The sequence below is a fragment of the uncultured Methanobrevibacter sp. genome (assembly GCF_902784195.1).
Classification (GTDB): Archaea; Methanobacteriota; Methanobacteria; order Methanobacteriales; family Methanobacteriaceae; genus Methanobrevibacter.
Genome location: NZ_CACZTX010000001.1, coordinates 350680 through 375945, shown reverse-complemented (window position 1 = coordinate 375945; position 25266 = coordinate 350680). Strand labels below are relative to the sequence as shown.

The window sequence follows — 25266 nt, the reverse complement described above, 5'->3', positions numbered from 1 at the left end:
TTTCGCATTTCAAATCATTTTATATTGAATTAAGACCTATTTAGTAACATATTCATTAAAAAAATTATTAAAGGGGATTATATGAGCGAAATAAGTAAAAACAATAAAGAAATTGGAAAAACAATAGCTACAAAGGTTCCGATAAACATACATAATCAATTGATTAATCTAATAGAAAACGGCGATTACTTAAGCATTTCAGATTTTTTAAGGGAAGCAATACGAGAGCAGCTTAAGACATATAAGGTTGCCAATTTCAGGGAGATCAATTATTTTGATGCAAAAAAGGAAGTTCTAAGCTATTTTATAAGATATAATGATTGCTTTTTAGATGAGATAGCTATTGATTTGGAGCTGGATTTTGAATTGGTTTTAAACATCCTCAATGATCTTATACAGGAAGGTAGAATTGTCAAGATTTCAAATGAGGAACTCTTGGAAAAAAGAGGAATTGACAATCCAGAATCATATCACTCAAAAAATAACAATAGTGTCTATAAGATTGAGGGAAAGCGATTGATTGTTGAATCAAGATCCAAGGATTACGAATTCATCAGCATAAGGCACAATATGGATTACAACTCAATTTTTAAAAATAATGGTGCTGTAGTTGAAAACGCTTCTGTAATCTTGTCTGAAGCTTATTCATTTATTAAATAGATTTTTTAAATTTCCTATAACTTTTTTTATTTTTTTTAAATTTTTTTATTTCCATTTTGATTAAAATTTTTTAATTAACTTATAATTAATGATTTGCTTTTATTTTTTCAATTTAATCTCAATTTATACTTTAAAAATAATATAACAATTAATTTGTACTTGTTTTTCTATAAAAACTGTTATACTTAAATATAATGAAAAAATAATATTCAATTGTCTTATAAAAACAATTTAAATAAATTAGATTGCTTTTTTAAGATTGATAGTATAAATTGGAGGTTTCCTCTTGTATGCTTGTATTTTTATTGGGAATATTCTGGATTCATTAATAAATCATTCATTTAACAGTTCACATCTTTTGATCAATTCATGTCAAATACATTTGTTCGTAATACTATTAATTCTATTGATTGCTGATTATTATGATTTGAAATTTGGAATTATTCCTAATAAATTAAGCTTAATTCTATTGATTTATGCTTTACTCTTTGATTTAATCTTAAGCATATGTTTTAGCAATCCTTTAATTTTAATATTTTCAATGGCTTTAACGGCTTTAATAACACTTATTTCATTTATCTTATGGCATATCGGCTTTTGGGGAGGTGGAGACTTTAAGCTTTTCATTGGTTTGTCTTTGGCATTATCCTTTTTGGACTTGAATCATTTCAATATAAATTATTTCCACAATTTGGATTTAGCAATCCTAAATCAATTCATCTTTTATCCAAAGATGATCTCAATACTTCTAAATGGCATTCTAATAGCTTTAGCATTTATTATCCTATTTGTCATTTACAATCTAATTAGAGAAAAAAAGTTAAAATATTATTCAAAATTATCTATTTTGGATTTTAGATTAGCATTTAAGCAATTAACATATAAAACTGTTTACATTGAAAGTTTAGAAGAAGGCATGGTGTTGAATGAATATTTCTTTAAAAGTCAAATTGCATTTGATAGGATAAATGATGAAATGAATAAAAGCAATTCAAAAATTAATTTAAATGCAATTAAAGTGGAGGATATTTATTGTTTCTCTTCATTAAACAGTATGGGATTGACTAGAGAAGATATAAAATTAATAAAAGCATTATACAAAATGGATCTGATCAAGAGTCCTAAGTTTAAAATCAAGATTGAGATTCCATTCATGCCATTCATTACACTTGGATATATGGCTTTTTTAATCTTTGGAGATTTCATATCCATTATTTCAGGATTTATAAAGATAATGCTTTAGTATGAAATAAGTTTTTTGCAGGTTAAACTTTTAAAGAATTTCAGGAAATGATGAGAAATATGATTTTAGACAATAAAGGCCAATTATCACTTGAATACGTATTAAGTTCCATGATAGTGATATTAATTATCACCTTGATTTCTGTTCCAATTCTATTGGCTGCAATGGATTATTCAAATGATATTATAGATGCAATCAACGCTAAAAGCGAATTGTCTAAAATAACCGATGCCATTGACTTTTGCTATGCATCTGGAAAGGGATCAAAAAGAATTGTATATGTTGATTTAAATCGAAATGTGGATATTAGACTTTATAATGATGGCAATAAAGGGTTTGCATCAATTGATTTGAATCTATCAGATAATTCAAAAGAAATCACCAGCTCTTTTGATTATAATGGTTTAAATGAAAATATTCATTTATCAAAGGGCTTTAATAAAATTACAGTAATATGGGATGAGGATTCAAATATGATTGAAGTGAACAGATTAATTTAATTTCTCTAATTTTTTTCAAATTCTCTTTTTTAATTTTAAAAAATACTCTTTTCATAAAATATATAAATTAAGTTTTTTATATATAATAAGTAGAATAATAATTCTTAATTTTAAAATATTTATAATAAAATTGTTTAAAATCTTAAATAAATTTAGTTATTTTCTTTTATTTTAAAAATTAGGACTTATTTTAATGTAATATTTGTTTATAAATTTATTTAATTAATTAAAACTGAATTAAGATAAATTTATATCTAAAATCGTTAAAAGAGTTGATTATGATGGATTTAATTACTGGAATTATATATATTATCCTATTCCTTATAATTATGGTATTTGCCTTTTCCATGGGAATTTTATCCCCATATGTTGGTAGAAAGGAAATTGTGTCCATAGTTATAATCGGATTTGTTCTTGGCGCTATCGGAGGATACTTCTTCATTGACCCTATTTATGAGGAAAGCCCATATATTATAGGTAATGCTCAAGGACTGTTTACATTGGATAGTGAAGTGATTAATCTGAACATTCCATCAACTTCTAACATTAGTGATGTAACCAATAAGATTAGCAATCTAAATGGGGTAAATTCAGTTTCCACAAACGGTTTTGAGCTGAAAACAGGTTTCATTAAGAACAGCACCAAAATTTATGTGGAAAATCATTTAAGGGCTGATCCTGAGATTGAAACATTTAAGGTAACCAACAATTCCGTTTCAGTAGACTTAAAAAATCCTGCAAGTTCAACCACTACGCTAGGATCTCTTGTAAATTGGCTAAGCAATAGGGCAGGAGTAGGGTCTGAATTCGCATTTGTTCATATTCAAGTGAGTGTAAATGCAAATGATGTGGTAGACGTTAGGGATTATTTAAATGAAAGCGATTATAATATAATCTCTATAGAAGGACCTGTACAAAATACAGTTCATTATTTTGAAGACCATTTGGCTCCAACTTATGTGGTAATGTTTATTACAGGACTTGTAGGAGTGGCTGTAGCTATTGCAGGAGTCTTTGTTGAACCTTTAACCAAATTTACTAGAAGATTTAAGAAAGACCAGTCTGAAAAATTAAGAAGCAGAAGACGAAGGAGACGTTAATTAGTTTTATTTAAGGGGTGATGATATGACTAAATTCTGTCCAGAATGTGGGTTTGAACAACATAATGACAATAATCGTTATTGTTCCAATTGCGGCTTTGACTTTTCTAAATTGGAAAGCGATATCAAATCACAAGAATCTGACAATTCAAGTGTTGTTGTACCTATAAGTTCAGATGATAGTCCTGTATCCAAACCTAAAGTTCCTGATTCTAGTACTTCTACAAGCACTAAAAGTCCTGATGGTTCTAGTCCTAAAAAAACCATTAGCTCTGCTGGTTCTAGTGCAAAGACTGCAAAGCCTAATAGGCCAAAATCAACAAATAACGATTTTTTATCTAATTTAACTTTCAATAAATGCTTTTTAGCCTTTGCTGTTCTATTGATACTATTGGCCGTTATAGGCATGTTAAGTCAAGCTACTCAAACAGAGCCTTACTCTGATGATGGATTGACATCATTTATGGAAAGGTCAAGCAGTTATGGATTATCTGATTTTATTGAAGATTCCAATAATGGTTATGATGATCCTAGTTATGAATATTTAAGTTATAGTGGACACGACGATTCTGCAAACTTTATCGAAAATTGAAATCTAATTACTTTTTTTATTACTTAATTAATGGTGTAAATTATGAAATCTGCTGTTTTATTTTCAGGTGGAAAGGATAGTGTAATGGCTTTAAATTATGCCCTTAATAAGGGGGATGATGTTAAATATCTTCTCTCAATCAAGTCCCAAAATGATGAATCCTATATGTTTCATGTTCCAAACATCCATTTAACAGATTTGCAGGCAGCTGCTATAGGAATTCCTATAATTGAAGTGACAACTGCTGGAGTGAAGGAAGAGGAGCTTGAAGACTTAAAGGAAGGATTCAATCAATTGAAAAGCCTTGGAATTGAAGCTATTTACACAGGCGCATTGTTTTCCACTTATCAAAAATCAAGAATAGAAAGATTGGCAGATGAGATTGGGATTGAAGCCATTTCACCATATTGGCATGCAGATCCAAAGGAATATATGGATTTGGTGATTGATTCTGGCTTTAAGGTTATTATAAGCGGTGTTTTTGCTGATGGGCTTGATGAGTCATGGTTAGGAAGGCTAATTGACAAGGAATCATTGGCAGAACTTGAGAAAATCAGTGAAAAGACATATATCCATCTTGCTTTTGAAGGTGGAGAAGCTGAAACATTGGTTATAGATGGGCCTATCTTTAAAAAAAGGATTGAAATATTAGATGCAGATATAGATTGGCATCATGATAGCGGCACATACAATATAACTGATGCCTGTGTGGTTGATAAGGAATAATTGCAAAATAATTGAAAAGCAAATTGTAGTTGATTGATATTGAATAATTGCAAATATTTATATTAAACAATGTTTATTTATGTGTATAGTTAATGGGGGTTATTGATATGGCAAAAGGTTTTAAAAAAAGCATTTTAACTATTTCACTTATTTTAATGATTCTTTTTTCAGCAGTGTTGATCATTGATTCCATTTCTGCTGAAGACAATGTGCCAAAGGGCTTTGAAACTTATTATATGAGAGGATATGGATTTAATGTTCCAAGTTCCTACAAATTGGTTAATGAAGGATGGGATGAAGTTAACCATTTGAATTACATGAACTTCCAAAAGGGCAAGAATTTTGTAAACATAAGTTTGGAAAGGCATTCATCAAGTTTCAATAAGAATGTAATGGATGGGTTCAGTTCATTTAAGTTGAATGATGAAAAGCTGTATAAGACTTCAATCTCAGGAATCACTGGATTTTACAATAAAAGAAATAAAGTTAAAACATTTGTTTTCGCATCAGAAGACGATATGATCTATTTGCACATTAAAGGGCCAAGTGTTACCAATGTGGTTTCATCTATAGACCAAAGGGATTATAGGCCTTATCATAGCAATGAATATGATTTCGATGATGATGCATATTACGAATCTGATGCTTATGATGACTCTTTTGACGATTCCTTTGATGATGCATCATATTATAATTATAGATGGTAAAAATAATTTTTACCAATCTTTTTTAAAACAAGTTTACTTTTTTTATTTAATTTAATAGAAGCAATTTTTTTCATTCCATTATAAGATAAAAATTAATTTATTTTAATAGACTACTTTATAGTCTATTTTATTCTTTTCTCTTTTTTCAGAATCCATTTTAACAAGGTCAAAGATCAATTTATCCTCTGTTAACCTTTCCCACATTTTATAAATCTTTTTAAGGAAATCCTCATCCAAATCCATTTTATCAACTATTATTGGACATTGGTAAGTCATGTCATCCATATCATAAATCAATTGCAGATTGTTGTCCTTATCGAAATGTGGGCTAAGAGGGAAAGACCTGCATTGAATTGGCCTTAATCTTCTATTGCAGTGTGGCGGATTGGTGCATTTTATATAATAGACTTCCCCATCCCAAGAGTCAGGATATTCAATCTCATCAGTTGTTTCATAGAACATCTCAAACCAATCAGACTCGTTTTCAAGCATCTCCTCTTCACCAGGAAGCAAATACAATACCATCTCTTCCAGCACATCATTTCTTTCACCATTTTCAACAGTGCAGCAAATGGAATCGCATAATTCTCCACAATTGAACTTGCCTAATGGAGATGCATTATTGGTTATATTATATATTTTCAAATAATCCTTTTTTCTTATTGAAGATTTCATTTTTTTCACATTATGCCATTTATTTTAGAAATATCATTTTTTAATTTTTCATTAATATTTTTGTATCCTTTTAATAAAAACTTATTGTTTATAGGAATTTCTTTATAGGTAAGATATTTTTTTTAAAAAACAATTTTAAAGGCTTCTTTTATTAAAAAACAGGAACTGACATCATTACATAAATTCTCAATTTTTTGAAAAAATTAGTTATTTTCTTTATAAATCTTTCGATTATGTAAAAAATAGATTACATTTATATACTAGTTCAACAAAATAAGATTATGAATTTATAAGAGGTGATAAAATGCATAAAAGAATTCTAGCTATATGCGTTGCCATATTTTTGGCATTAGCTGTTATTCCAACTGGATTTGCAGACAATTCAGATCAAGTTGTAATAACCTATGGTGAAACTGCATATATGAATCAGCAATATAAATCAATTGTTGACAACTATTTTGCAGGAAAAACTAATGTGAACATAAATGATATAGATTCAAAAGTGATCACTGCTGGAGATGTAAACAAGATTTCCGGTGGTTTCTCAGGAAAGCAATACAATTCAAATCAAATATTTTCCTCTGCACTTCTTGACTTGAACCAAAATGGGGAAATTACTGTAGAGGTAGATAACTCAATTACCACAATCACTCCTGAAATGTACATGTCAGCACTTAAGTCTGCAGGTATTCAAGGAGGGCATGTCTACGTAACAAGCCCAGTAAGCGCTACCGGTGAATCCGCTCTTGCAGGCATTATGGATTGTTATGAGGAAGCTACTGATGTAGAAATTCCAGATAATGTTAAAGAGGCAGCAAATCAAGAGATTGCTACTCAAGCGGAAATCCTAAACAATTCAAATGTTAGTGCTGATGACTTGAATAAATTAGTGGATGATGTTAAGGAAAAGGTGAATGAGGAAGGCATTACCGATCATGCAACCATTGTAAACATTATCAATGATTACAGTACAACATACAATATCAACATATCCGATAATGATATTGAAAACCTTGCATATACCATTGAACAAGTTCAGTCTGTTCAAGATGATGCAAATGCCTACAAAGAGCAAATCAGCGATTTTGTTGATAGTTCCTCTTCTGGCAATGGATTTTCCTTAGATGGATTGTTCAATAGCATATTAAGCATTTTTAATTTCAATATTTAAAATAATTCAGTGATCTTTATTCACTAAAATTATTTTTCTTTTTTATTTTTTTATTTTAAATTACAATAATTATTTAAGAATTATTTTTCTTATTTTGTTTAAATTTCATTATTTCTTCTTTTTTATTTTAAAATATTGCTATTTTTATAGAAAATCTTAAAAAAAATATCAAAAATTATTTATTGCTAATTTTATAAACTATTATTAATTAATTCAGATAATCTAATAAATCCTGGATTTATTATTTTATTGAATTAAGGAGGAATTAAAATGAAATTTAATAGGATTGCAATTATAGCTATTTTGGCAATTTTAACTGTTGTTTTAGCAGGTTCTGCATCCGCATTTGATTTAGGTTTTTTAGGCGGCGGTGACAGCGAAGCTCAACAAATAACTGTAGGCGGTATTGACTTTAACATACCTGCTGGTTTTACTGAAAACGAAGATTACAAGATGGATAATGAAAAAAGCAACTCCACCACTGGAGTTGACTATACCATGTCTGCTGCTGGCTTTGAAGATGATAAAAAAGAAAAAGCAATCTATATATTGGTTGGAGATTATAGAGATTATAATGTAACTGATCAAGTTATCGAATATGTTTTAGATGGCATGGACTATGAAAAGAAAACCATTAATGGTCATGACGGTTATTTGGTTCAACAAAACACTACCGACAGTTCCTCTTTAATGGCAACTGAACAACCAGTGTACATGTTCGTTTATGAAGAAAATGGTGATCTCGTATTCATTGGTGCAACTGATGAATCATATTTCGGTGATGTAATAATCGAATAGTTTAATTTACCTTTTCTTTTTTATTTTATTTTTTTCACTTATTCTTAGCTTATTTTAATTATTTTTCACTTATTTTTTAATTTATTTTCTTATGTTATGATATTCAAATAATTTTTATAAAACTTTATAATGTATTATAAATATATAATTACTTAATTGGGTTACATATCCATTCTTATTCAATCTAAAATCCATAAAAAATCGAATTGAAAATACAATTAATTAAAATAAAAATATGTTTAATATTTTTAATACTTATTATTTTAAAATGCATTTTAAATAATCATGTAATCATTTATTTTAATTGTCTGTGAGATGTTACAATGAAGAGGTTTATTGCTATAGATGGGCTTGATGGTTCTGGTAAAGATACACAAGCTAGACTCATAAAAGAGAAATATGAAAAGGAAGGAACTGTCATCATTCGTTCTCATCCAACATCAGACAACTTTTTTGGCCGTAATTCAAAGGCTGCTCTCGAAAGAGGTGGAAAGCTTAATAAGATTATAGCTACATTATGCTATGGGGCAGATGCAATAAGATCTGTAATAAAGTATTATGGAAAGGCGGATACTGTTATCTTTGTAAGATATACTTTAGCTGTTTCTTACTTGAACAAGGCAATTTCTGTTCCTGTTTACAAGATTGTATGCTTTGCACTTCCTGTTTCTGAATATTTCTTCTATTTGGATGTTTCTCCTGAAAAATTGGTTGAACGTGTTCAAAAGAGAAATGAAAAAGAGGAAATGTTTGAAAATTACGAATCTTTTGTAAAGGTAAGGCAAAAGGCAGAGCCTGTTTTATACAATTGGCATGTAATTCAGGCAGATGATTCACTAGATGAAATATTTGAAAGAATAGAGACTATTTTAGATGATTTGGATTCAAAGCTATTGAATGAACCTAAAAAATTAGAAAAAAGAAAAAATAGTTTAATTAAATAGTCAAAATAGTTAAAAAAAGTTTTTAAAAAAGTTAATAAAAATTTATAAAAAAAATGAATAAAATGGATTTAATCCATTTCTTTTTCTACAAATTCAGCAACTCTTTCTTTAAACTCTTCAAGAGAGCATTCATTTTCAATTAAGTAATCGGTAGTGGACACTACATCTCCAATTCCGAAACCTAATTCCCTGTTCTCTCTTACCATGAATTCATCAAAATCAGTTGTGTCATCTTCTCTTCCTCTTAAAGAGATTCTTTCAAATCTGGTACGAGGGCTAGCATAAATTGATACAGAGATAAAGTTATCAAAGTTTTCCTTAAAGAGTTCAATTTCATATGGGCTTCTGATTCCATCCACTAAAATGGTTTTGATGTCTCCTTTTTCTTCTAAAAGTTGTTTTATTTTTTCAACAGTTAATTCAGCAACGATATATTGTCCAAATTCCTCTCTTAAGGTTCTTGCTGTTGTACCTGTGTCTTCTCCTCTTTCTGCAGCCTTTTCTCTAATGATGTCTCCCATGCTAACTACAAGTGCGCCTTTTTCCTTTGCTGTGTCAAAGAAAATGCTTTTTCCAGATCCTTGTAAACCGGTTACTCCTATTACTTTCATCATAATCCCATTAAATTATTATTTTTAAATTTCATTGTAAATTTTTGTTATAAGAAAAGTATATGTATATTTTTAATTATTATTAAATTTATCTTAAATTTATATTCAATATGTCTTAAATCATGTTAAAATTTAGAAATAGATTAGAATAAATTAAAAAAATTAAATTAAATTAAGAAAATTATTTTAATTTAATAGCAGCCAATGAATCTTTTAGATTTTGTTCATTGGAGAAATTATTGACTATGTTTTCTAAAAATTCCTTGTCATCTGCTTTTCCAGATGCCTTGAATTCATTAGCTATTTCAGTCATCAATGGAACTGCCCTTACAACATTATCCACAATGGATATAGTAGACATTTTAGCTGTTCTTGAGAGAGGATTCAAGTCAATGCATATGATCTTTTTGCCGTTTTGAACCAATACTTCTGCCCTATCACCATCTTCAAGAGGAACAAGCATAACATCCGCTATGTAACTGCCTTCCTTGCTTGCAGTTGCTCTTGGACTGTTAAGATTGTCGATATAAGCCAATTCCTCATCATTTGTTCCAAGAATGTCTTCCCAACCTCTTTCCTTAAACATTCTTGTAATGATTTCAACACGTTCAGGAGTCCTATAAAATAGATTGATTTCAATTTTTGAATCAGTTGCCTTTGCAAGCTCTATGATTTCATCAATGGCCAGTGCAGTTGTATTTCCATTCACTGACAAGACAGGATTTTCAGCAAGCAATATTGTTGCAACAGCCGCTTCACATGCCTTTTTAGCGGTTTCAGTTGTTTTCTCTCCAATCAAGTAATCGAATGTTTCACCTCTTCCATGGGCAATCATGCCGGAATCTGCCAAATATCCTTCCTTAAAGGCATTTTTTACTTTATCTCTTAATAATAATGATTTATAACGTGGATGAGTTTTAGGTATCATATTTAATACTATAGTTAAATTGATTAATAAAATTATAGTTTAATAAAATTATAGTTAATAAAATTATAGTTAATAAAATTATAGTTAAAATAGATTTTTGTAATGAATTTTGGTAGTGAAATTAGTTTAAAAATATAATTGTATTCTATTTATATGATAAATTATAAACTATAATTAATTGTTAATTATTTGATTGTTTTATGAATTTAATTGAAATTTTTAAAAATTTTTAAAAGATCTATGGAGAAATATTTATGGATGAAAGAGTTGAAAATCCAGAACTTAAGGAAATCATGAAAACCAGACCTGAAGAAATGACTGAAGAGCAATTGGAAGCTTTTGTAGATGCATTTATGGAAGCTACCTTTATCATTCCAGCCGAATTGAATTCAGATGCTGAAGCTCTTGAAGGAAAAACCGATGAGGAAATAGCTTTAGATGAAGAGATTGACCTTGAAATCATGAGACTTGAAGATGAGGATGGAAATGTTCTCTTCCCAATTTACACTGATGATGATGAGCTTGAAAAATTAGCTGAAGAAGAGGATTTTGACATTTTTGGTTTAGTTATTTCAGCTGAAGACCTTGCTATGCTACTCTCTGATATTGAGGATGATGATTTTGATGGTGTTGTAATCAATCCATTCCATGAAAATGCTGTAGAGCTTCCTTTAGAAGCTATTATTGAACTTTATGACTTTGAGGAATGTGATGACCCTGATTGTGATGACCCAAGTCATAATCACTAATAAAACATTAAAGAAATGTTATTTAGCAGATTTAGAAGAAAAAACAATGATCTAATGGTTAAGAAACCATCTGAAGAAGTATTGAAAGCCCATAATGATGCTGAAGTCATCATTAAGGAGAATAATATAGACAGATTCCTTTTAAACATGTTTATGGATAAGAAAGGAATCAATAAGTTCTATACCACTCCAGAGCTTGTAAACGAGTTCTTGAATTCAGATTGGTTCTTGAACCTTGAATTAAAGTGCCTTCTTCAAATTAATGATGAATCAAAAAGAATTCGCACTAATGCTTATTTAACTAAAAAAGATTTAATATTCAAAGATAAGGAAAATATAACAATAAGTATGGCTAATATCCTAGATTATAAAATTAATGGAAAAAAAGTAGATATAATCTGTGATGATGCCAACTATAAAGTCATGTTTACAAATAAGAACTTGGCGAAGCTGTTTTTTGATTATATCTCAAGATAACTCTTTTTTATATTTCAGATACTCTTTTTTTATATCTCAAGATAATCCTAGTCATTTGTTTCATTATGGAAATAGTCATAAACATTTGATGCTGCTTTTTCACTCATTCCATTAACTTCTTTTAACTCATCTATACTTGCATTTTTAATGGCTTCTAAATCTCCAAAATGTCTTAAGAGCTCTATTTTTCTTTTTTTGCCTATGCCAACAATATTGTCCAACGGTGATTCCTCAATCTTTTTGGACCTTAATTTCCTATGATATGTAACTGCAAACCTATGAGATTCATCCCTAACTTGCTGGAGCAAATGAAGTGCTTCATTGTCCTGAGGAATTCTTATTGGAAAACTGCTGTTTGGAATATAAATTTCTTCAAATTCCTTTGCAAGACCGATTATAGGTATATGTGTAAGATTATATTCTTTCAATACATCAACAGCCATGCCTAATTGTCCTTTTCCACCATCGATTACGATAAGATTTGGCTCTTCCCCTAATTTTAATGGAACGATTCTTTCAGTTTCTGCCTCGTTCTTTTTCAGGTGTTCTTCATTGATTCTTATCTTTTCGTAATGTTCCTTAAGTGGCTTCAATCTTCTCTCAAGAAGTTCCTGCATCATAGCAAAATCGTTAGGGCCAGGAGTGTTCATCTTGAATTTCTTATATTGCTTCTTATTTGGCTTTCCATCCAAGAATGAAACCTTGGATCCGACAGCCAGTTTTCCTGAAATGTTTGAAATGTCGTATCCTTCAATAACTCTTGGAAGCTTTTCAAGCTTGAGATACTTCTTAAGCTCAATCATGGAGTTTTCCATCTTTTGCTTTTGATTCTTTATGATGTCAGCATTTTTTCCTGCCATTCTAACTAATCTGAGCTTGTTTCCTTTCTGAGGGACTTTTATAGACACCTTGTTTCCCCTTAGGTCACTTAGCCATTCTTCAATAAGCTTGTCATCAGGTATCTCCTCTTCGATTAAAATCTCTTTTGGTATATGCCTATTTATTCCATAGAATTGCTTGATGAATGCGGAAATGACCTCATCAGAGGTTGTGTGCTGGGAACCATCCATTAGGAAATCGTCTTTTCCAATGATTTTGCCGTTTCTGATATTCATAACCACTACAACAGCATTTTGAGTGGTGTATGAGATTGCAATTATGTCTTGGTCAAGCTCATTGTTCAATTCAACGAATTGCTTGTTCATCACTTCCTCAATTGAACTGATTTGGTCCCTTATGACCGCTGCCTTTTCAAATTCCTGATTTTTTGCAGCTTCTTTCATTTCAGATTCAAGGTCCTTGATGATCTTATTGTACTTTCCTTGGAAGAAGAGGTCTATCTTCTTGATATGCTCATGATATTCCTCTTTTGAAATGCTTCCGTTACAAGGAGCGTAACATAAGTCAATCTGACTGTTCAAGCATGGACCATCCATTCTTTTGCAGGTTCTTATCCTAAATAACTGCTTTAGGAACTTTACGGTTTGCCTTACAGCAGTCACATCTGTAAAAGGGCCGTAGTATGAACCTTTTTTGCCAATATCCCTTGTAATGACTATCTTTGGAAAATCCTCATCTGTTATCTTGACATAAGGGTACCTTTTGTCATCCTTTAAGCTGATGTTATATCTTGGCCTATGCTTTTTGATTAGATTGGCTTCTAGAATAAGTGCCTCTTTTTCTGTATTTGTTACAATGTATTCGAGGCTATTGAAATGACTCATCAGGACTTGAGTCTTAGGCCTATCAAGGTTTTTTTGAAAATAGGATCTCACTCTGCTTCTAAGAGATTTTGATTTGCCCACATAGATTATTTCCTCATTCTTGTCCTTCATTATGTATATTCCAGGCTTTCTAGGAAGTTCATCTGGTGAGTTTACTTTAGTTGACATTTTTATACCTTGATAATTTTATTGAAAATTTTTTTAATTTTTATTTAGTCTTGATTTTTTAATAATTTGTTAATTGTTATACTAATAATATTTTTAATTATTCTTAACTTATAATAATTTTTATTTTTTATAAATCTTTGCTTTAAAATACTTTATTTTTTACATTATTTTTTTTACAGTTTTAATTGAAAAATTATATATTAATTGAAAACATATAAATATATGTTTAAATTTAAAAAAAGGGGGAATCATATGGAAAAATCTGCTTTTAGCACTTTAGAAAAAATTTTTTTGATTATAGTTTCATTCATTCCTTTTCTAAATGGGATGACTTTTGTTTATATGGGATCAAAGGAATCCAATAAGAACTGGATTATTGAAGGTTTAGTGTATGAATTGCCTTGGTTTTTGCAATTTTTATTTGCTTTTAATGAGGGCATTTCAACTACAATTGCAAGTTTTGGGATATTGTTCATGTTAATTTGTCTTTTAAGGACATTATATGTATCTTATACCTATAAGAAAGAGATGGGCAGTTCTACAGAAATGAGGAAAAGATCAAGTTCATTTTGGATGGTATTTTCATTGATCATGTTCTTGAACGGTATAGGATTAATTATTGTAGGATATAAAAGAAATGTTCAAAGATGGGTTATAGAAGGTGCATTGTTTGAGTTCCTTTGGATTCTATATCTAATAATATATGGTATTGCCAATGGGGTAATAGATTTCTTCATTGCAATAGCTGTAATTGGGTGGATCTTGTCAATTGCAAGAACAATCATGATTTACTTTGAGGAAAAGAGAATGGATAATGCGGTGTTTACCACATCACCTCAACCTGTAGTAAGTGCACCGACACCTAAAGTGAGTCCGAAGCCAGTTGAAAACGCTGTAGTGGATATTATTCCTGAGTTTAAATCCTATAAGTATGAGATTGATAATCTAAAGCAAGCTTTTGATAAAAAAGAAGACAATATAACTGGATTAATCAATAAACGGTTTGAAAGTGGTGAATTAAGTCATAATCGTTTCATGTCAGTCATAGATAGTTGCCATAAGCTATTCTATCATCAATCTGATTCAGCTACAAGCATTATTGAGATGGCTCCAGAATACAGTGAAAGATTAGATGAAACTGTTAAAGGCAAAATAAGCATTATGGAATCAATCAATGATGAGATGAATAATCTTATAGAAGAACTCATTATCCATGATGGTGATAATGAAAAATCAGATGAGGACCTACAGGAATTGTTCTCAAATATGGATAATTTGATAAATTCAGTAAAGGATTATAAATAATCATATCTTTTACCATCTTTTTTTTTTAAAAAATAGTATTTCCTAATCATTTAAATTATCCTTTTTCAAATTATCGTTTAAATTTTTTATTTCTTGTTTTAATTCTTTATTTAACTCTTTTAACTCATTTAATTCTTTTTTAAGAGACTCTACATCATTATCTATTTTATCCACTTTGGCGTGAACTTCATTTAGATTCTTCTTATTGAAACTCAAATCCTCTTTTAAAAGTTCAATATTATCGTCATGTTCGGTAATGTTGAAGTCTTCATTGATCAATACCCTTCTTGCAAAGTATGATGCAATAGCTCCTGTAACTGTACTGAATATCAACACTCCCACAATCAGGATAATTAAACCTATCATCTTTCCAACTCCGGATTGAGGCAAGATGTCACCGTAACCTACGGTTGTGATTGTTGAAAGAACAAACCAAAGGCTGTCAAACAAGCTGTTTATGCTTGGGTCAAATAGGTATAATCCAAGAGTTGATGCAAGTACAACAAGAAGGGTTATGCCGAATATCTCATCCAAATGAGTCTTCTTTAGGAAAACGTCGATTGTTTCAAAGAATTGTGAAAACAGCGCTATTACCTTAATGAATTTCAATACTCTAAGCAATCTTAAGAAACGTGTATAGTTCAATACAAATGGGAGCATTATCAAGTCAAATGGTATTGCAGCTATAAGCTCTGTCCAGTTCTTTAGGAAAAACTGCTTCTTATTGTCTGAATCCATTAGTCGAGTAAAAAACTCAATAAGCAAGATTATGCATAAGACGGTATCAAAGACAACTATGCTATAGTACATCTCTCCAACATCGGAGATCAATGTTAGTGTAATCAAGATCAAATCGATTACTATTAATATTGATAAAAAGAAATTAAACCTATTATTTTGATATAAACCCATAGTATGCCTCTGATATTTTATTGAAAAAATAAGATTTTTTTATTCTTAATTAAAGTTTTTATCTTATTCATTATAAATTTATTCAATCTTTTAAGAAATATTTAAGATATTTAAGAAATATTTAGGAAAATTAAAGAATTTTTAAGAAACGCTATAGAAAATCATTGTTGTTTTTGATGAAATTTAAAAAAAGTATACATTTTTGAAAAATAAATACAAAACCTTATATACTAAAAATATTAAAGTAACTTTAGGATATGAAAATATCCTGCAAATACATTAGAAACTATAAACTAAAACTATTAGAAACTAAAAGTTTAATTAAATATTTAATTAAAAATTTAAAGAAATAAAGAATAATTTGAAAAAGTTGTAGGTGGGGGTTATGACACGAACTATTTTTTCAAAGATTACAAGCTCTTTATGGGTCTTGACTTCCTTTATTCCATTGTTTAATGGTTTAGGATTTGTATATATAGGAAACAAGTATGGAAACACCAACTGGTTTATTGAAGGTTTGTTATATGAAGTTCCTTGGCTTCTTGGTATTATGACAATGCCAAATCTTGGAGTTGCAACATTATTTTTCACAATTGCAAGTTTAGCGTCATTTGTATCAATTATCAGAAGCGTTATGGTAGATTTTACTCTTCAAAAACAGCTCGACCAATCAAATCTAATTGAAAAGAGCATTGAAGAGAAAGTGAATGATGTCATTGATTCATTATGGGTTTTGATTTCCTTTATCCCAATATTGAATGGTGTTGGATTAGCTTATAAAGGAAAGACAAGTCCAAAGAAATCTCGGATAACAGAAGGACTTGTATACACTCTTCCTTGGATTATAGGATTCATTACTTGGGGTATTCAACCTGTTAGATCTGTAGCATTTGAATTAGCATTTGTTTTCTATTTCGTATCCATAGTCAGATCAATTATGATTGCAAGTGAACCTAAACCATTGTATGCAAGGGATGAGATACCTAGTAAAGAAGCTGAATTTAAAATTAAATCAAACGATACTAAAGTAAAACAAGAAGAAAAAGAATCTGTTAACGTTAAGGTTGAAGAAGGAGTCATTCCAGCATTTCAATTTTACGAAAAGCATTTTAAGGAGTTAGAGGAATTATATCCTAAAAAGGAGAAAAGCACTTTAGAGTTAATCGAAAAGAGATTTGCTCCTCCTCAATTGACTTATTCAAGATTCAAGAGAGTTGTTGATGATTCTCATGAAACATTCTATAGCCAGTTGAATGCAGGATATAATATTCTTGAATTAAGTACTGAATACAGTACAAAAGTAGAGGACGAGCTTAAAAACAAGCTTTTATTGTTAAATTCAATTATTAAAGGTTTAGACAAGTTGTCTGAAGAATTGGTTCTCAACATTTCTCAAGTTGATACCGAGTCAGATGATGAAATCGACCATTTGTTTGATGAATTTACAAGGGCAACTCGTTCTGTAAGCGCTTATGAATAAATTGATTGATGATTTAATTAATTTATTCAATTATTTTTTTTTTAATTATTTTTAATATTTTAACCTTTTTTTATTCTATTTTTATTTAATTCCACTCATTTTTATCTCTCATCTTTCCTTAAATTCATAAAAATTTATAAACATAGCCAATATAATATATATTGTAGATTTGAGTGATAACATGACTATGAAAACAGGAAGCAATTTAAAATTCAATGATCAATATGAATATTTAACATTTGATTTAGACCAGGAATTCCTATTAGGCGAATTAAAAGGAGAGGAAATAAGAGATAAAATGATTTCCGCACAGGAAATATTAGATAATCACTTGGAAAACAATTACAGTCCTGGAGATGAAATAGAAATCGATGATCCTTTTGATGAACCAAGACTTAGGAAATTCATTAAGATAAATGATGTGACAGATGACATGCTTGATATAATCTATTATCAGCATCAAATAAATAAGGATGTTTATAAGTTTGTAACAATGAGTGAACCTCCTGTAAGAGGCCGTATTTTAATTCCAAAAGAATAAAAATACATTTTTATTTTATTTTTTTTATATTTTCTAATTTTTTTACATTTTTAAACTATTTTTTCAACTATTTTTTCATTCAATCACTATTCTTAACTATTTTTATTTTCAAAGCATTGCTTTATAATGATAAATTTTATTAACACGTGTTAACAAAATATAAAACAGGAAAAATATTAATTAATAGTTTTTAAATTTAAAATTATTCTTATCCAGGTGATTCTATGGAATTCGATGAATTGATGGAGAAAGGAAATCAATTAAGAAAAGAAAAAAAGTATGAAGAAGCATTAGATGCTTATCAGGCTGCATTGAAAGCTGATAAAAGACGTACTGAAGCTTGGAATATGAAAGCGAGTACTTTAGGTCTTTTAGGCAAAACCGATGAAGCTATTGAATGTTTCGACAGGTCATTGGAACTTGACTTTGAAAATGAGCAAACCTGGTTTTTAAAGGGAATGACTTTATTTGCTGTAAATCGTTTCAATGAAGCGGATTCCTGTTTTGATAAGGCAGTGAATGCAGACCCTCACAATCCAGTATATTGGAAATACAAGGGAATGGTATTAAGTCAATTAAATCACAATGCAGATGCCTTGAAATGCTTGGACAATGCATTGGAATTAAATCCTGATGATGAAGCGGTTCTAGTATTCAGACATACTGTCATAGAAGCTTTAGAAAAAGAAGAAAATTAAGTCGTAGGATTTTTCCTACAACTCTTTTTTTATTAATTTTTTGATTAGATTATTTAATAACTTATAGATTAGTTTATTTAATCATTTATAGTTTTTAAATGCCTTATTTTAGACTATTTTTTAAATTCAAATATTAATTTCATAGTACATATTTAAATTATTGATTCATTTTAGAACTTTTTAATACTCTTCAATGCAACTATTTGATCTCTTAAAACAGCTGCTCTTTCAAAGTCTAAGTCATTAGCGGCTTCTTTCATTTCTGCCTCTAAGTCCTTGATCAATAGTTTGAGCTCGTCCTTAGGCATTCCTTTAAGATCATCTCTTGAAGGAGTCTTCTTAGTGGAGATTTTCTTATCCTTAAGGGTTCTGTATGTTGACTGAGGAGTGATGTTATACTTTTCATTGTATGCCATTTGAAGCTTTCTTCTCTTGTTAGTGATGTCTACAGCATTCCTTACTGAATCTGTCATGTCATCCACATACATGAGAACTTCACCGTCAACATTCCTTGCAGCTCTTCCGATTGTCTGAATAAGAGATGTTTCAGACCTTAGGAATCCTTCCTTGTCTGCATCCAAAATAGCTACAAGTCCCACTTCAGGTAGGTCAAGCCCTTCCCTAAGAAGGTTTACACCAACAAGAACATCAAACTCTCCACGCCTTAAATCGTCGATTATTTCCACTCTCTCCAATGTATCAATCTCTGAGTGAAGATACCTTACCTTAATTCCGATTTTAGCATAGTAATCTGTCAAGTCCTCTGCCATTCTCTTGGTAAGTGTAGTGACGAGAATCCGTTGGTCCTTTGCCACCTTTTTCCTCACTTCACCAAGCAAGTCTTCAACTTGCCCTTGAACAGGTCTGATGGTGATTTTAGGGTCAACCAATCCAGTTGGCCTGATGATTTGCTCTACTACATTTTGGCTTCTGGACATTTCATAAGGTCCAGGAGTAGCTGAAACATAAATTACTTGGTTTTGAATGGCTTCAAACTCATCAAATCTAAGTGGCCTGTTTTCCTTTGCAGAAGGCAATCTGAAACCGTATTCCACAAGGGTTTCCTTTCTTGACCTATCCCCATTGTACATTCCCCTAATCTGTGGAACTGTTACATGGGATTCATCAATAATTGTTAAATAGTCATCTGGGAAGTATTTAAGCAATGAATAAGGCATATCTCCCCAATTTCTACCTGATAGGTGCATGGAATAGTTTTCAATTCCTGGACAGTAACCCATTTCCTGAAGCATTTCTATATCAAAACGGGTTCTCTGTTCCAACCTTTGCGCTTCCACATATTTTCCATTGAAATTCAATTCCCTAAGCCGGCTTTCAAGCTCATCATTGATGTCCTTTAAGGCCTGATCCATCCTGTCAGCACCTACAACGAAGTGCTTTGCTGGAAATATCATATACCTTTGAAGAGGCTCTTCCTTTTTGCCGGTTACAGGGTCTATTAAACTAATTGCGTCTATTTCATCACCAAAGAGTTCAATCCTTATTGGAGGTGTTCCATGAACAGGATTGATTTCAATAACATCTCCCCTTACCCTAAACTGACCTCTTTCAAATGCAATGTCATTTCTCTCATATTGCATGAAGATAAGCTTTCTTAAGATGTCACTGCGTTCGTAAATGTCTCCTACAGCTATGGAAAATGCAAATTCCCCATAATCTTCAGGTGAACCGATACCATAGATGCAGCTTACACTGCTCACTACAATCACATCATCACGGGACAAAAGGGATTGGGTGGCTGAGTGCCTCATTATGTCTATCTCTTCATTGATTGAAGCCTCTTTATCAATGAATGTATCTGTTCTTGGCACATAAGCTTCTGGCTGGTAGTAATCATAATAACTGACAAAGTATTCTACAGCATTATCTGGGAAAAATACCTTGAATTCCTCGTATAATTGCGCTGCCAATGTCTTGTTGTGAGATATGATCAATGTTGGCTTTTGAACCTTTTCAATGATGTTAGCCATTGTATATGTCTTTCCAGAACCGGTGACACCTAATAGTGTCTGTTCATGATATCCCTTCTTAATGCCGTTTACAAGGGAGTCAATGGCCTGTGGCTGGTCACCAAGTGGTTTATATGGAGATTTAAGTTTGAATTCTTTCATTTTTGCACCTATTAATTTAAGTTTTTAAGGTAATTTTCATAATATACTTTTAGCTTTATTTCTTATAATGGTATGTATTTTTTAAAACAGATTTATTTTAAAATCTTAAATCTTAAGTTTAATTTATAAATATTAAAACAAAAATGATATATATTATTATAAAAATATTATATAATGTATTAATTATAAGTGAAAATTATGGACTAAAAGCCAAAATTTAAAATCACTTAATTATATGATATAAGAAATTTATATGAAAAAATTTGAAATATATGAATTAATTCAATATTATAAGAATTTATGTATTTGACTGAAAATATTTAAGGAGGATACAAAATTTATGAAATTTAAGAAATCACATATCCTTTTGATTTCATTGATATCATTGTTCTTGTTATTGAGCATGAGTGCAGTTTCTGCTGCAAGCGATGATGCAAGCATTGCTCAAGCTACAGAAATTAATGATATTGATGCAATTGATGATATGGGTAATTCTGATATATTATCTGATTATGGTGATGGGACAGGTGGAGATGATCCAATCCCTGATGATCCTGGAACAGGTGAAACAACTGACCCTCTTCCAGTTTCCACTACTAATGTTACATCAGAAAATAAAACCTATCCATTCGGTTCCAATATCACATTTGATGTTGAAGTTAAAGACAATCAAAGTGCACCTATCACTAATATTGGGCTAGATAGTTTTAAAGTGTATTATAAAACAAATACAACAAATTATACAGAAATAGATTATAATTATTCCGATTCTAAAATAAAGTTGGATTTTGATACAAATAAGACATTGCCAGTTGAAAATTACACTATAAAAATAGTATTTGTAAATAGTGTAATCGGTGGTGTTAATTATACAGAATCTGAAACAACTCTCAATTTGACTATAACTAAAACTAACACTACTATCAATGCAAGTGATGTTACAATTAATTTGGGAAAAGATTTAATAATTCCACTGGTTATGAAAGTTGAATCTAATAAGACTCTAAACTTCAATGAAACGCTAATGCATGCTTATTATCTTAAGGGTAATGAAAATATAACTATTAACTTCACTAAAGTGAATGGCGGCATTAAATTACTTAATTTTACCGAAGGAATTGGTAATTATACCATTTATATGTATTATGATGGTAACCATAATTGTAATCCATCTAATGGTTCAGCTAATTTAATCATTGCTGAAAATAATACTATTAACATTAAGGAGAATATTAGTGTAGACTTTGGAACAAAAAATATTTCTATTCCAATCACTATTGATAATAATGGTAATCCAATTGAATTACATGAAGATAACATTACTTTAGTATTGACTTATAAGGATGGTACTACTAAAAAAGAGAAAATTGAAGATTTTGAATTTGCTAATGTAGATGGCATTTATACAATTAGTTTTGTAAAAGATGTTCAATTAAATAATGCTAAATTGACTATTATTTACGCAAATGGCACATTAAATGAAACCAGTAAAGTAATTAGTTTCATTGAAAAAAATACCATTATCTCAGATAGCATTATAAATGTTAATAACTACACTCATAATGTGTCTATACCAATAATGATTAATCATACTACTATGGTTATTTATGATGGTAAAAATATTACTAATGTAACTACTTTAAATTTAACTGAAGACAACATTACTTTAGACATTAAATATGTTAATGGTGAAAATAATATTACTGAACCATTTGATATTCATGGTAAATTTTCTGATGAAAATGGTAATTATACAATTAATTTCATTATTGATGCTGAAAAATTTAACAATACTGCTTTTACCATATTTTATAATGATACTTTAGGTAAAATTAATAAGACTGTTACTTTAAATCCTGTTATTGTAGCTACTATTATACCTATTAATGATACACTAGATTATCAATCTGGTGAATTTGTATTTAGATTGATAGATAATTATACTGGTGAAAATAAACCTTTAGTAAATACCACTATTTCAATAGATGGATGCTTTTTAGGATATAAGATGGATTCAGGACATTATAAGATAGAAAGTAGTGTCTTTACTTCTGATGAAGATGGATACATTAAAATTCCAAATGCAAAATTTATCCGTTATGATGGAGGACTTTTAAAAACAGGAGAATACAATATCACTTTTAAAGGCTCTGGTTCTATAGTATTAAATGATACAGTTGGAATTAAAGTAAATCAGGCTCAAGCGGAAATTATAGCATCTCCACTTATTGAAGAATATGAAGATGGTAAAAATTTATACTATACTTTCAAGGTAATCAACTCAAAAACTGGAGAAGCAATTCAATCTGTTTTAGTTCAATTCAGAATTTACTCTAACGTTATTGATGCAACTATAAATGGAACCACTAATTCATCTGGGTACTACAAAAGTTTACCTTTGAATTTAAGTGGAGGCACTTATAATTTAACTCTCAAATCATTAGACAGCAACTTGATTTGCAGTGCTGTTAAACAGACTATAACTCTTAAACAAAGGGATGCTGTCATAAGTGCAAGCAATAGGACCATTTTATATGGTTCCGGAATTACTGTTGTTGCTACTGTAAAAGATAAGAAAACTGGAAATCCTGTACCAAATGCATATGTATTAGTTAAGGTTTACATCACTTCCAGTAAAGTAAGCAACTTCTTGGTAAGAACAGATTCTAAAGGTGTTATAAGATTCAGCACTGGCTTATCCGTCGGAAAACATAAAGTGATCATTTCAATGTTTGATACTAACTATAAGTCTGGTTCTCTTACAAGATATGTCACTGTTAAGAAGGCAACAGGCCAGTTCAGTGCTCCTAGTGTAAGCACTTATTACAAATCTGGCAGATATTATAAGGTTAAATTGACCAATACTAAAAATAAGGCATTGATGTATGCTTCTACAGTTAATATTAAAGTATACATTTCAAAATACAGATACTATAATTTAACTGGAGTCACTGATGCTAATGGTATAGTCCAATTTAAAATAACATTTAAGCCAGGAACTTATAAGGTTGTAGTTAGCTCTGCTGACAAAGGTTACTCTGCAAAGGCAGTAACCAGTCAAATCAAGGTAAGCAAATCACCTATTAAGATTGCTCCTACATCTTTAAAGGTTAAAAGATACAGCTACTTTAAAGTAAAAGTAACTAGCACAAAATCTAAAAAGGTCCTTTCTGGAGTAAAAGTTAAAGTAAGAGTTTATACTGGCAGAAAGTATAAAACATACACTATCAAAACCAATAAGAAAGGAATCGCTAGTTTAAAGATTTCTCAAAAAAGAGGTAAGCATAAGGTAGTCCTTTCACCTGGAAGCCCTACTTATTATTATGCTAAAGCTATTACTAGAACTTTAACAGTAACAAGATAAGATAAATTCAATTTATATTAGTTTAATTAAGAGATTTTTTCTCTTAATTCTTTTTTTATTTTTTTAAAACAAGTTTTTATATAATTTTAACAATTTAATCTATTTTTTTAAAGAATTATATTAATAATTATTGCATAGATTTCTCTATTTTTAAAAAAAGCATAATGAGAATTTCTTTATTTTTAAGAAAAGCATAAAAGATGATTATTTACTTTAAATCATCTGTATTGATTAAATCACTGTTCATCAATGATTTCATTGTGTCAATGTCTATTTGACCAGGAGCTGTATTGTCATTAACCACAGCAAATGTAAATGGAACATTGAATTTAGATGCTATAACCCTTGTATAGCTTCCCAATTCTCCCATGGAGATTGCCACAACATTGTCAAAATGGGATAAGATAGGCAATATTGTCAATGTGTCTTCAAGGGTATTAGGCATTACAGCAATCTTTGCAATGTCTCCAATCTCCTTTTCCTGAATGACAATATCCATCAATATGTCTAAATCTGGGGTTTGCTTAAAGTTATGGTAGGAAATGATTGATGTCACTCCAGTTTCTGTGATTGTTTCTATGAGATCCCTATCGGTTTGAAGCTCAACATCAACATAATCTGCAACATCACAGCATTCTCTTAGAATAGCTATTCTATCCTCTTCACTGCCTCTGAATGATCCTCCTTCTTTAGAGCATCTGTTAGTGGCTATAATTGGGAAGTTAATCTCTTCAATAATTTCCTTTACAATCTTAGGATTAGGATTATCCATTCCATCTATTCTAAGCTCTAGAATATCTGCTCCTTTAATAATACATTCTTCAGCTACCTTTAGGATATCTTCCTTATTTCTTTGGAATATGGGAATAGCTATTTTAGTTTCACTGTACACGTTGTTTCCCCATTTATAATCAATGATTATTTAAATTTAATAAATTTAATTTTTATTTTAATTTTTATCTATTAATATATTTAACTTATTTAATTAAATACTTAATTGATTTTTAGAGCTTTTTTTAAATTATTTGGGGTGGCGAATTAAAGAATAAAAGAATTCTTTT

At 30.1% G+C, this 25266-nt stretch carries 24 protein-coding genes; 17 read left to right on the top strand and 7 right to left on the bottom strand.

The genetic code is table 11. The features are described 5' to 3' along the window. Nucleotides 1–81 precede the first annotated feature (81 nt). The 7 genes from QZU90_RS01685 (at nucleotide 82) to QZU90_RS01655 (ending at nucleotide 5528) form a co-directional block, all read left to right on the top strand. On the top strand, nucleotides 82–660 hold the full coding sequence (locus tag QZU90_RS01685) for a ribbon-helix-helix domain-containing protein (protein ID WP_296855168.1): 579 nt from the start codon (nucleotides 82–84) through the stop codon (nucleotides 658–660). 286 nt (nucleotides 661–946) lie between these two features. Continuing rightward, nucleotides 947–1903: an A24 family peptidase gene (locus tag QZU90_RS01680; protein WP_296855167.1), complete on the top strand. Its 957-nt coding sequence runs from the start codon at nucleotides 947–949 to the stop codon at nucleotides 1901–1903. 59 nt (nucleotides 1904–1962) lie between these two features. Beyond that, nucleotides 1963–2403 carry a hypothetical protein gene (locus QZU90_RS01675; RefSeq protein ID WP_296855166.1) on the top strand — a complete coding sequence of 147 codons (441 nt, stop codon included), beginning with the start codon at nucleotides 1963–1965 and terminating at the stop codon, nucleotides 2401–2403. A 281-nt stretch (nucleotides 2404–2684) separates the two neighbouring features. After that, entirely contained in the window at nucleotides 2685–3503 is an 819-nt protein-coding gene (locus tag QZU90_RS01670; protein WP_296855164.1) for a hypothetical protein, read from the top strand. Between the two features lie 25 nt (nucleotides 3504–3528). Next, a complete protein-coding gene (locus QZU90_RS01665; RefSeq protein WP_296855162.1) occupies nucleotides 3529–4095 on the top strand; it encodes a zinc ribbon domain-containing protein in 567 nt (188 codons plus the stop codon). A gap of 42 nt (nucleotides 4096–4137) precedes the next feature. Next, nucleotides 4138–4821: a TIGR00289 family protein gene (locus tag QZU90_RS01660; protein WP_296855161.1), complete on the top strand. Its 684-nt coding sequence runs from the start codon at nucleotides 4138–4140 to the stop codon at nucleotides 4819–4821. Nucleotides 4822–4928: 107 nt separating this feature from the next. Further along, nucleotides 4929–5528, top strand: coding sequence for a hypothetical protein (locus QZU90_RS01655; protein WP_296855159.1), 600 nt, complete (start codon nucleotides 4929–4931; stop codon nucleotides 5526–5528). A 102-nt stretch (nucleotides 5529–5630) separates the two neighbouring features. Here the strand turns inward: QZU90_RS01655 and QZU90_RS01650 are convergent, their stop codons facing one another. Then, the gene (locus QZU90_RS01650) at nucleotides 5631–6203 is read right to left on the bottom strand and encodes a hypothetical protein (RefSeq protein ID WP_296855158.1); all 573 of its coding nucleotides are present in this window, start codon (nucleotides 6201–6203) and stop codon (nucleotides 5631–5633) included. 304 nt (nucleotides 6204–6507) lie between these two features. Between QZU90_RS01650 and QZU90_RS01645 the strand changes: the two genes are divergently transcribed. The 3 genes from QZU90_RS01645 to QZU90_RS01635 all read left to right on the top strand — a co-directional run bounded on the left by QZU90_RS01645 (nucleotide 6508) and on the right by QZU90_RS01635 (nucleotide 9116). Further along, on the top strand, nucleotides 6508–7374 hold the full coding sequence (locus QZU90_RS01645; protein WP_296855156.1) for a DUF1002 domain-containing protein: 867 nt from the start codon (nucleotides 6508–6510) through the stop codon (nucleotides 7372–7374). 270 nt (nucleotides 7375–7644) lie between these two features. Continuing rightward, nucleotides 7645–8172, top strand: a complete 528-nt coding sequence (locus QZU90_RS01640; RefSeq protein ID WP_296855154.1) for a hypothetical protein — start codon at nucleotides 7645–7647, stop codon at nucleotides 8170–8172. Between the two features lie 323 nt (nucleotides 8173–8495). Next, entirely contained in the window at nucleotides 8496–9116 is a 621-nt protein-coding gene (locus tag QZU90_RS01635; RefSeq protein ID WP_296855153.1) for a thymidylate kinase, read from the top strand. A gap of 68 nt (nucleotides 9117–9184) precedes the next feature. Here QZU90_RS01635 and QZU90_RS01630 read toward each other — a convergent pair whose 3' ends face one another. Further along, nucleotides 9185–9727 (bottom strand): AAA family ATPase, encoded by a 543-nt coding sequence (locus tag QZU90_RS01630; RefSeq protein WP_296855151.1) that lies wholly within the window; start codon nucleotides 9725–9727, stop codon nucleotides 9185–9187. Between the two features lie 181 nt (nucleotides 9728–9908). Next, nucleotides 9909–10655: a 4-phosphopantoate--beta-alanine ligase gene (locus QZU90_RS01625; protein ID WP_296855150.1), complete on the bottom strand. Its 747-nt coding sequence runs from the start codon at nucleotides 10653–10655 to the stop codon at nucleotides 9909–9911. A gap of 254 nt (nucleotides 10656–10909) precedes the next feature. Between QZU90_RS01625 and QZU90_RS01620 the strand changes: the two genes are divergently transcribed. Then, complete coding sequence (locus tag QZU90_RS01620; protein ID WP_296855148.1) at nucleotides 10910–11404, top strand: SseB family protein; 495 nt, start codon at nucleotides 10910–10912, stop codon at nucleotides 11402–11404. 54 nt (nucleotides 11405–11458) lie between these two features. After that, the gene (locus QZU90_RS01615; RefSeq protein ID WP_296855147.1) at nucleotides 11459–11881 is read left to right on the top strand and encodes a hypothetical protein; all 423 of its coding nucleotides are present in this window, start codon (nucleotides 11459–11461) and stop codon (nucleotides 11879–11881) included. Between the two features lie 47 nt (nucleotides 11882–11928). On the opposite strand, the gene uvrC is transcribed toward QZU90_RS01615, so the two are convergent. Beyond that, nucleotides 11929–13773 carry an excinuclease ABC subunit UvrC gene (gene uvrC / locus QZU90_RS01610; RefSeq protein ID WP_296855146.1) on the bottom strand — a complete coding sequence of 615 codons (1845 nt, stop codon included), beginning with the start codon at nucleotides 13771–13773 and terminating at the stop codon, nucleotides 11929–11931. Nucleotides 13774–14025: 252 nt separating this feature from the next. Between uvrC and QZU90_RS01605 the strand changes: the two genes are divergently transcribed. Continuing rightward, a complete protein-coding gene (locus QZU90_RS01605; RefSeq protein WP_296855144.1) occupies nucleotides 14026–15078 on the top strand; it encodes a hypothetical protein in 1053 nt (350 codons plus the stop codon). 42 nt (nucleotides 15079–15120) lie between these two features. On the opposite strand, the gene QZU90_RS01600 is transcribed toward QZU90_RS01605, so the two are convergent. Continuing rightward, complete coding sequence (locus QZU90_RS01600) at nucleotides 15121–15990, bottom strand: ion transporter (RefSeq protein ID WP_296855143.1); 870 nt, start codon at nucleotides 15988–15990, stop codon at nucleotides 15121–15123. 385 nt (nucleotides 15991–16375) lie between these two features. Between QZU90_RS01600 and QZU90_RS01595 the strand changes: the two genes are divergently transcribed. The 3 genes from QZU90_RS01595 (at nucleotide 16376) to QZU90_RS01585 (ending at nucleotide 18709) form a co-directional block, all read left to right on the top strand. Then, a complete protein-coding gene (locus QZU90_RS01595; RefSeq protein ID WP_296855142.1) occupies nucleotides 16376–17470 on the top strand; it encodes a hypothetical protein in 1095 nt (364 codons plus the stop codon). A gap of 181 nt (nucleotides 17471–17651) precedes the next feature. Beyond that, complete coding sequence (locus QZU90_RS01590; RefSeq protein ID WP_295605290.1) at nucleotides 17652–18011, top strand: hypothetical protein; 360 nt, start codon at nucleotides 17652–17654, stop codon at nucleotides 18009–18011. A 224-nt stretch (nucleotides 18012–18235) separates the two neighbouring features. After that, nucleotides 18236–18709: a tetratricopeptide repeat protein gene (locus QZU90_RS01585; RefSeq protein ID WP_296855140.1), complete on the top strand. Its 474-nt coding sequence runs from the start codon at nucleotides 18236–18238 to the stop codon at nucleotides 18707–18709. Between the two features lie 170 nt (nucleotides 18710–18879). Here QZU90_RS01585 and uvrB read toward each other — a convergent pair whose 3' ends face one another. Continuing rightward, on the bottom strand, nucleotides 18880–20841 hold the full coding sequence (gene uvrB / locus QZU90_RS01580) for an excinuclease ABC subunit UvrB (protein WP_296855138.1): 1962 nt from the start codon (nucleotides 20839–20841) through the stop codon (nucleotides 18880–18882). 340 nt (nucleotides 20842–21181) lie between these two features. Between uvrB and QZU90_RS01575 the strand changes: the two genes are divergently transcribed. Next, entirely contained in the window at nucleotides 21182–24205 is a 3024-nt protein-coding gene (locus tag QZU90_RS01575; protein WP_296855135.1) for a collagen binding domain-containing protein, read from the top strand. A 208-nt stretch (nucleotides 24206–24413) separates the two neighbouring features. Here the strand turns inward: QZU90_RS01575 and aroD are convergent, their stop codons facing one another. Next, nucleotides 24414–25097: a type I 3-dehydroquinate dehydratase gene (gene aroD / locus QZU90_RS01570; protein ID WP_296855133.1), complete on the bottom strand. Its 684-nt coding sequence runs from the start codon at nucleotides 25095–25097 to the stop codon at nucleotides 24414–24416. Nucleotides 25098–25266 lie beyond the last annotated feature (169 nt).

What these genes read in the sequence shown, in the direction of transcription:
- QZU90_RS01685 (WP_296855168.1), top strand. Translation starts at nt 82, where the DNA reads ATGAGCGAAATAAGTAAAAACAATAAAGAAATTGGAAAAACAATAGCT.
- QZU90_RS01665 (WP_296855162.1), top strand. Translation starts at nt 3,529, where the DNA reads ATGACTAAATTCTGTCCAGAATGTGGGTTTGAACAACATAATGACAAT.
- QZU90_RS01625 (WP_296855150.1), bottom strand. Translation starts at nt 10,655, where the DNA reads ATGATACCTAAAACTCATCCACGTTATAAATCATTATTATTAAGAGAT.
- QZU90_RS01630 (WP_296855151.1), bottom strand. Translation starts at nt 9,727, where the DNA reads ATGAAAGTAATAGGAGTAACCGGTTTACAAGGATCTGGAAAAAGCATT.
- uvrC (WP_296855146.1), bottom strand. Translation starts at nt 13,773, where the DNA reads ATGTCAACTAAAGTAAACTCACCAGATGAACTTCCTAGAAAGCCTGGA.
- QZU90_RS01615 (WP_296855147.1), top strand. Translation starts at nt 11,459, where the DNA reads ATGGTTAAGAAACCATCTGAAGAAGTATTGAAAGCCCATAATGATGCT.
- QZU90_RS01655 (WP_296855159.1), top strand. Translation starts at nt 4,929, where the DNA reads ATGGCAAAAGGTTTTAAAAAAAGCATTTTAACTATTTCACTTATTTTA.
- QZU90_RS01670 (WP_296855164.1), top strand. Translation starts at nt 2,685, where the DNA reads ATGGATTTAATTACTGGAATTATATATATTATCCTATTCCTTATAATT.
- QZU90_RS01585 (WP_296855140.1), top strand. Translation starts at nt 18,236, where the DNA reads ATGGAATTCGATGAATTGATGGAGAAAGGAAATCAATTAAGAAAAGAA.
- uvrB (WP_296855138.1), bottom strand. Translation starts at nt 20,841, where the DNA reads ATGAAAGAATTCAAACTTAAATCTCCATATAAACCACTTGGTGACCAG.
- QZU90_RS01595 (WP_296855142.1), top strand. Translation starts at nt 16,376, where the DNA reads ATGACACGAACTATTTTTTCAAAGATTACAAGCTCTTTATGGGTCTTG.
- QZU90_RS01575 (WP_296855135.1), top strand. Translation starts at nt 21,182, where the DNA reads ATGAAATTTAAGAAATCACATATCCTTTTGATTTCATTGATATCATTG.
- QZU90_RS01645 (WP_296855156.1), top strand. Translation starts at nt 6,508, where the DNA reads ATGCATAAAAGAATTCTAGCTATATGCGTTGCCATATTTTTGGCATTA.
- QZU90_RS01660 (WP_296855161.1), top strand. Translation starts at nt 4,138, where the DNA reads ATGAAATCTGCTGTTTTATTTTCAGGTGGAAAGGATAGTGTAATGGCT.
- QZU90_RS01620 (WP_296855148.1), top strand. Translation starts at nt 10,910, where the DNA reads ATGGATGAAAGAGTTGAAAATCCAGAACTTAAGGAAATCATGAAAACC.
- QZU90_RS01600 (WP_296855143.1), bottom strand. Translation starts at nt 15,990, where the DNA reads ATGGGTTTATATCAAAATAATAGGTTTAATTTCTTTTTATCAATATTA.
- QZU90_RS01640 (WP_296855154.1), top strand. Translation starts at nt 7,645, where the DNA reads ATGAAATTTAATAGGATTGCAATTATAGCTATTTTGGCAATTTTAACT.
- QZU90_RS01590 (WP_295605290.1), top strand. Translation starts at nt 17,652, where the DNA reads ATGACTATGAAAACAGGAAGCAATTTAAAATTCAATGATCAATATGAA.
- QZU90_RS01635 (WP_296855153.1), top strand. Translation starts at nt 8,496, where the DNA reads ATGAAGAGGTTTATTGCTATAGATGGGCTTGATGGTTCTGGTAAAGAT.
- QZU90_RS01650 (WP_296855158.1), bottom strand. Translation starts at nt 6,203, where the DNA reads ATGAAATCTTCAATAAGAAAAAAGGATTATTTGAAAATATATAATATA.
- QZU90_RS01675 (WP_296855166.1), top strand. Translation starts at nt 1,963, where the DNA reads ATGATTTTAGACAATAAAGGCCAATTATCACTTGAATACGTATTAAGT.
- QZU90_RS01605 (WP_296855144.1), top strand. Translation starts at nt 14,026, where the DNA reads ATGGAAAAATCTGCTTTTAGCACTTTAGAAAAAATTTTTTTGATTATA.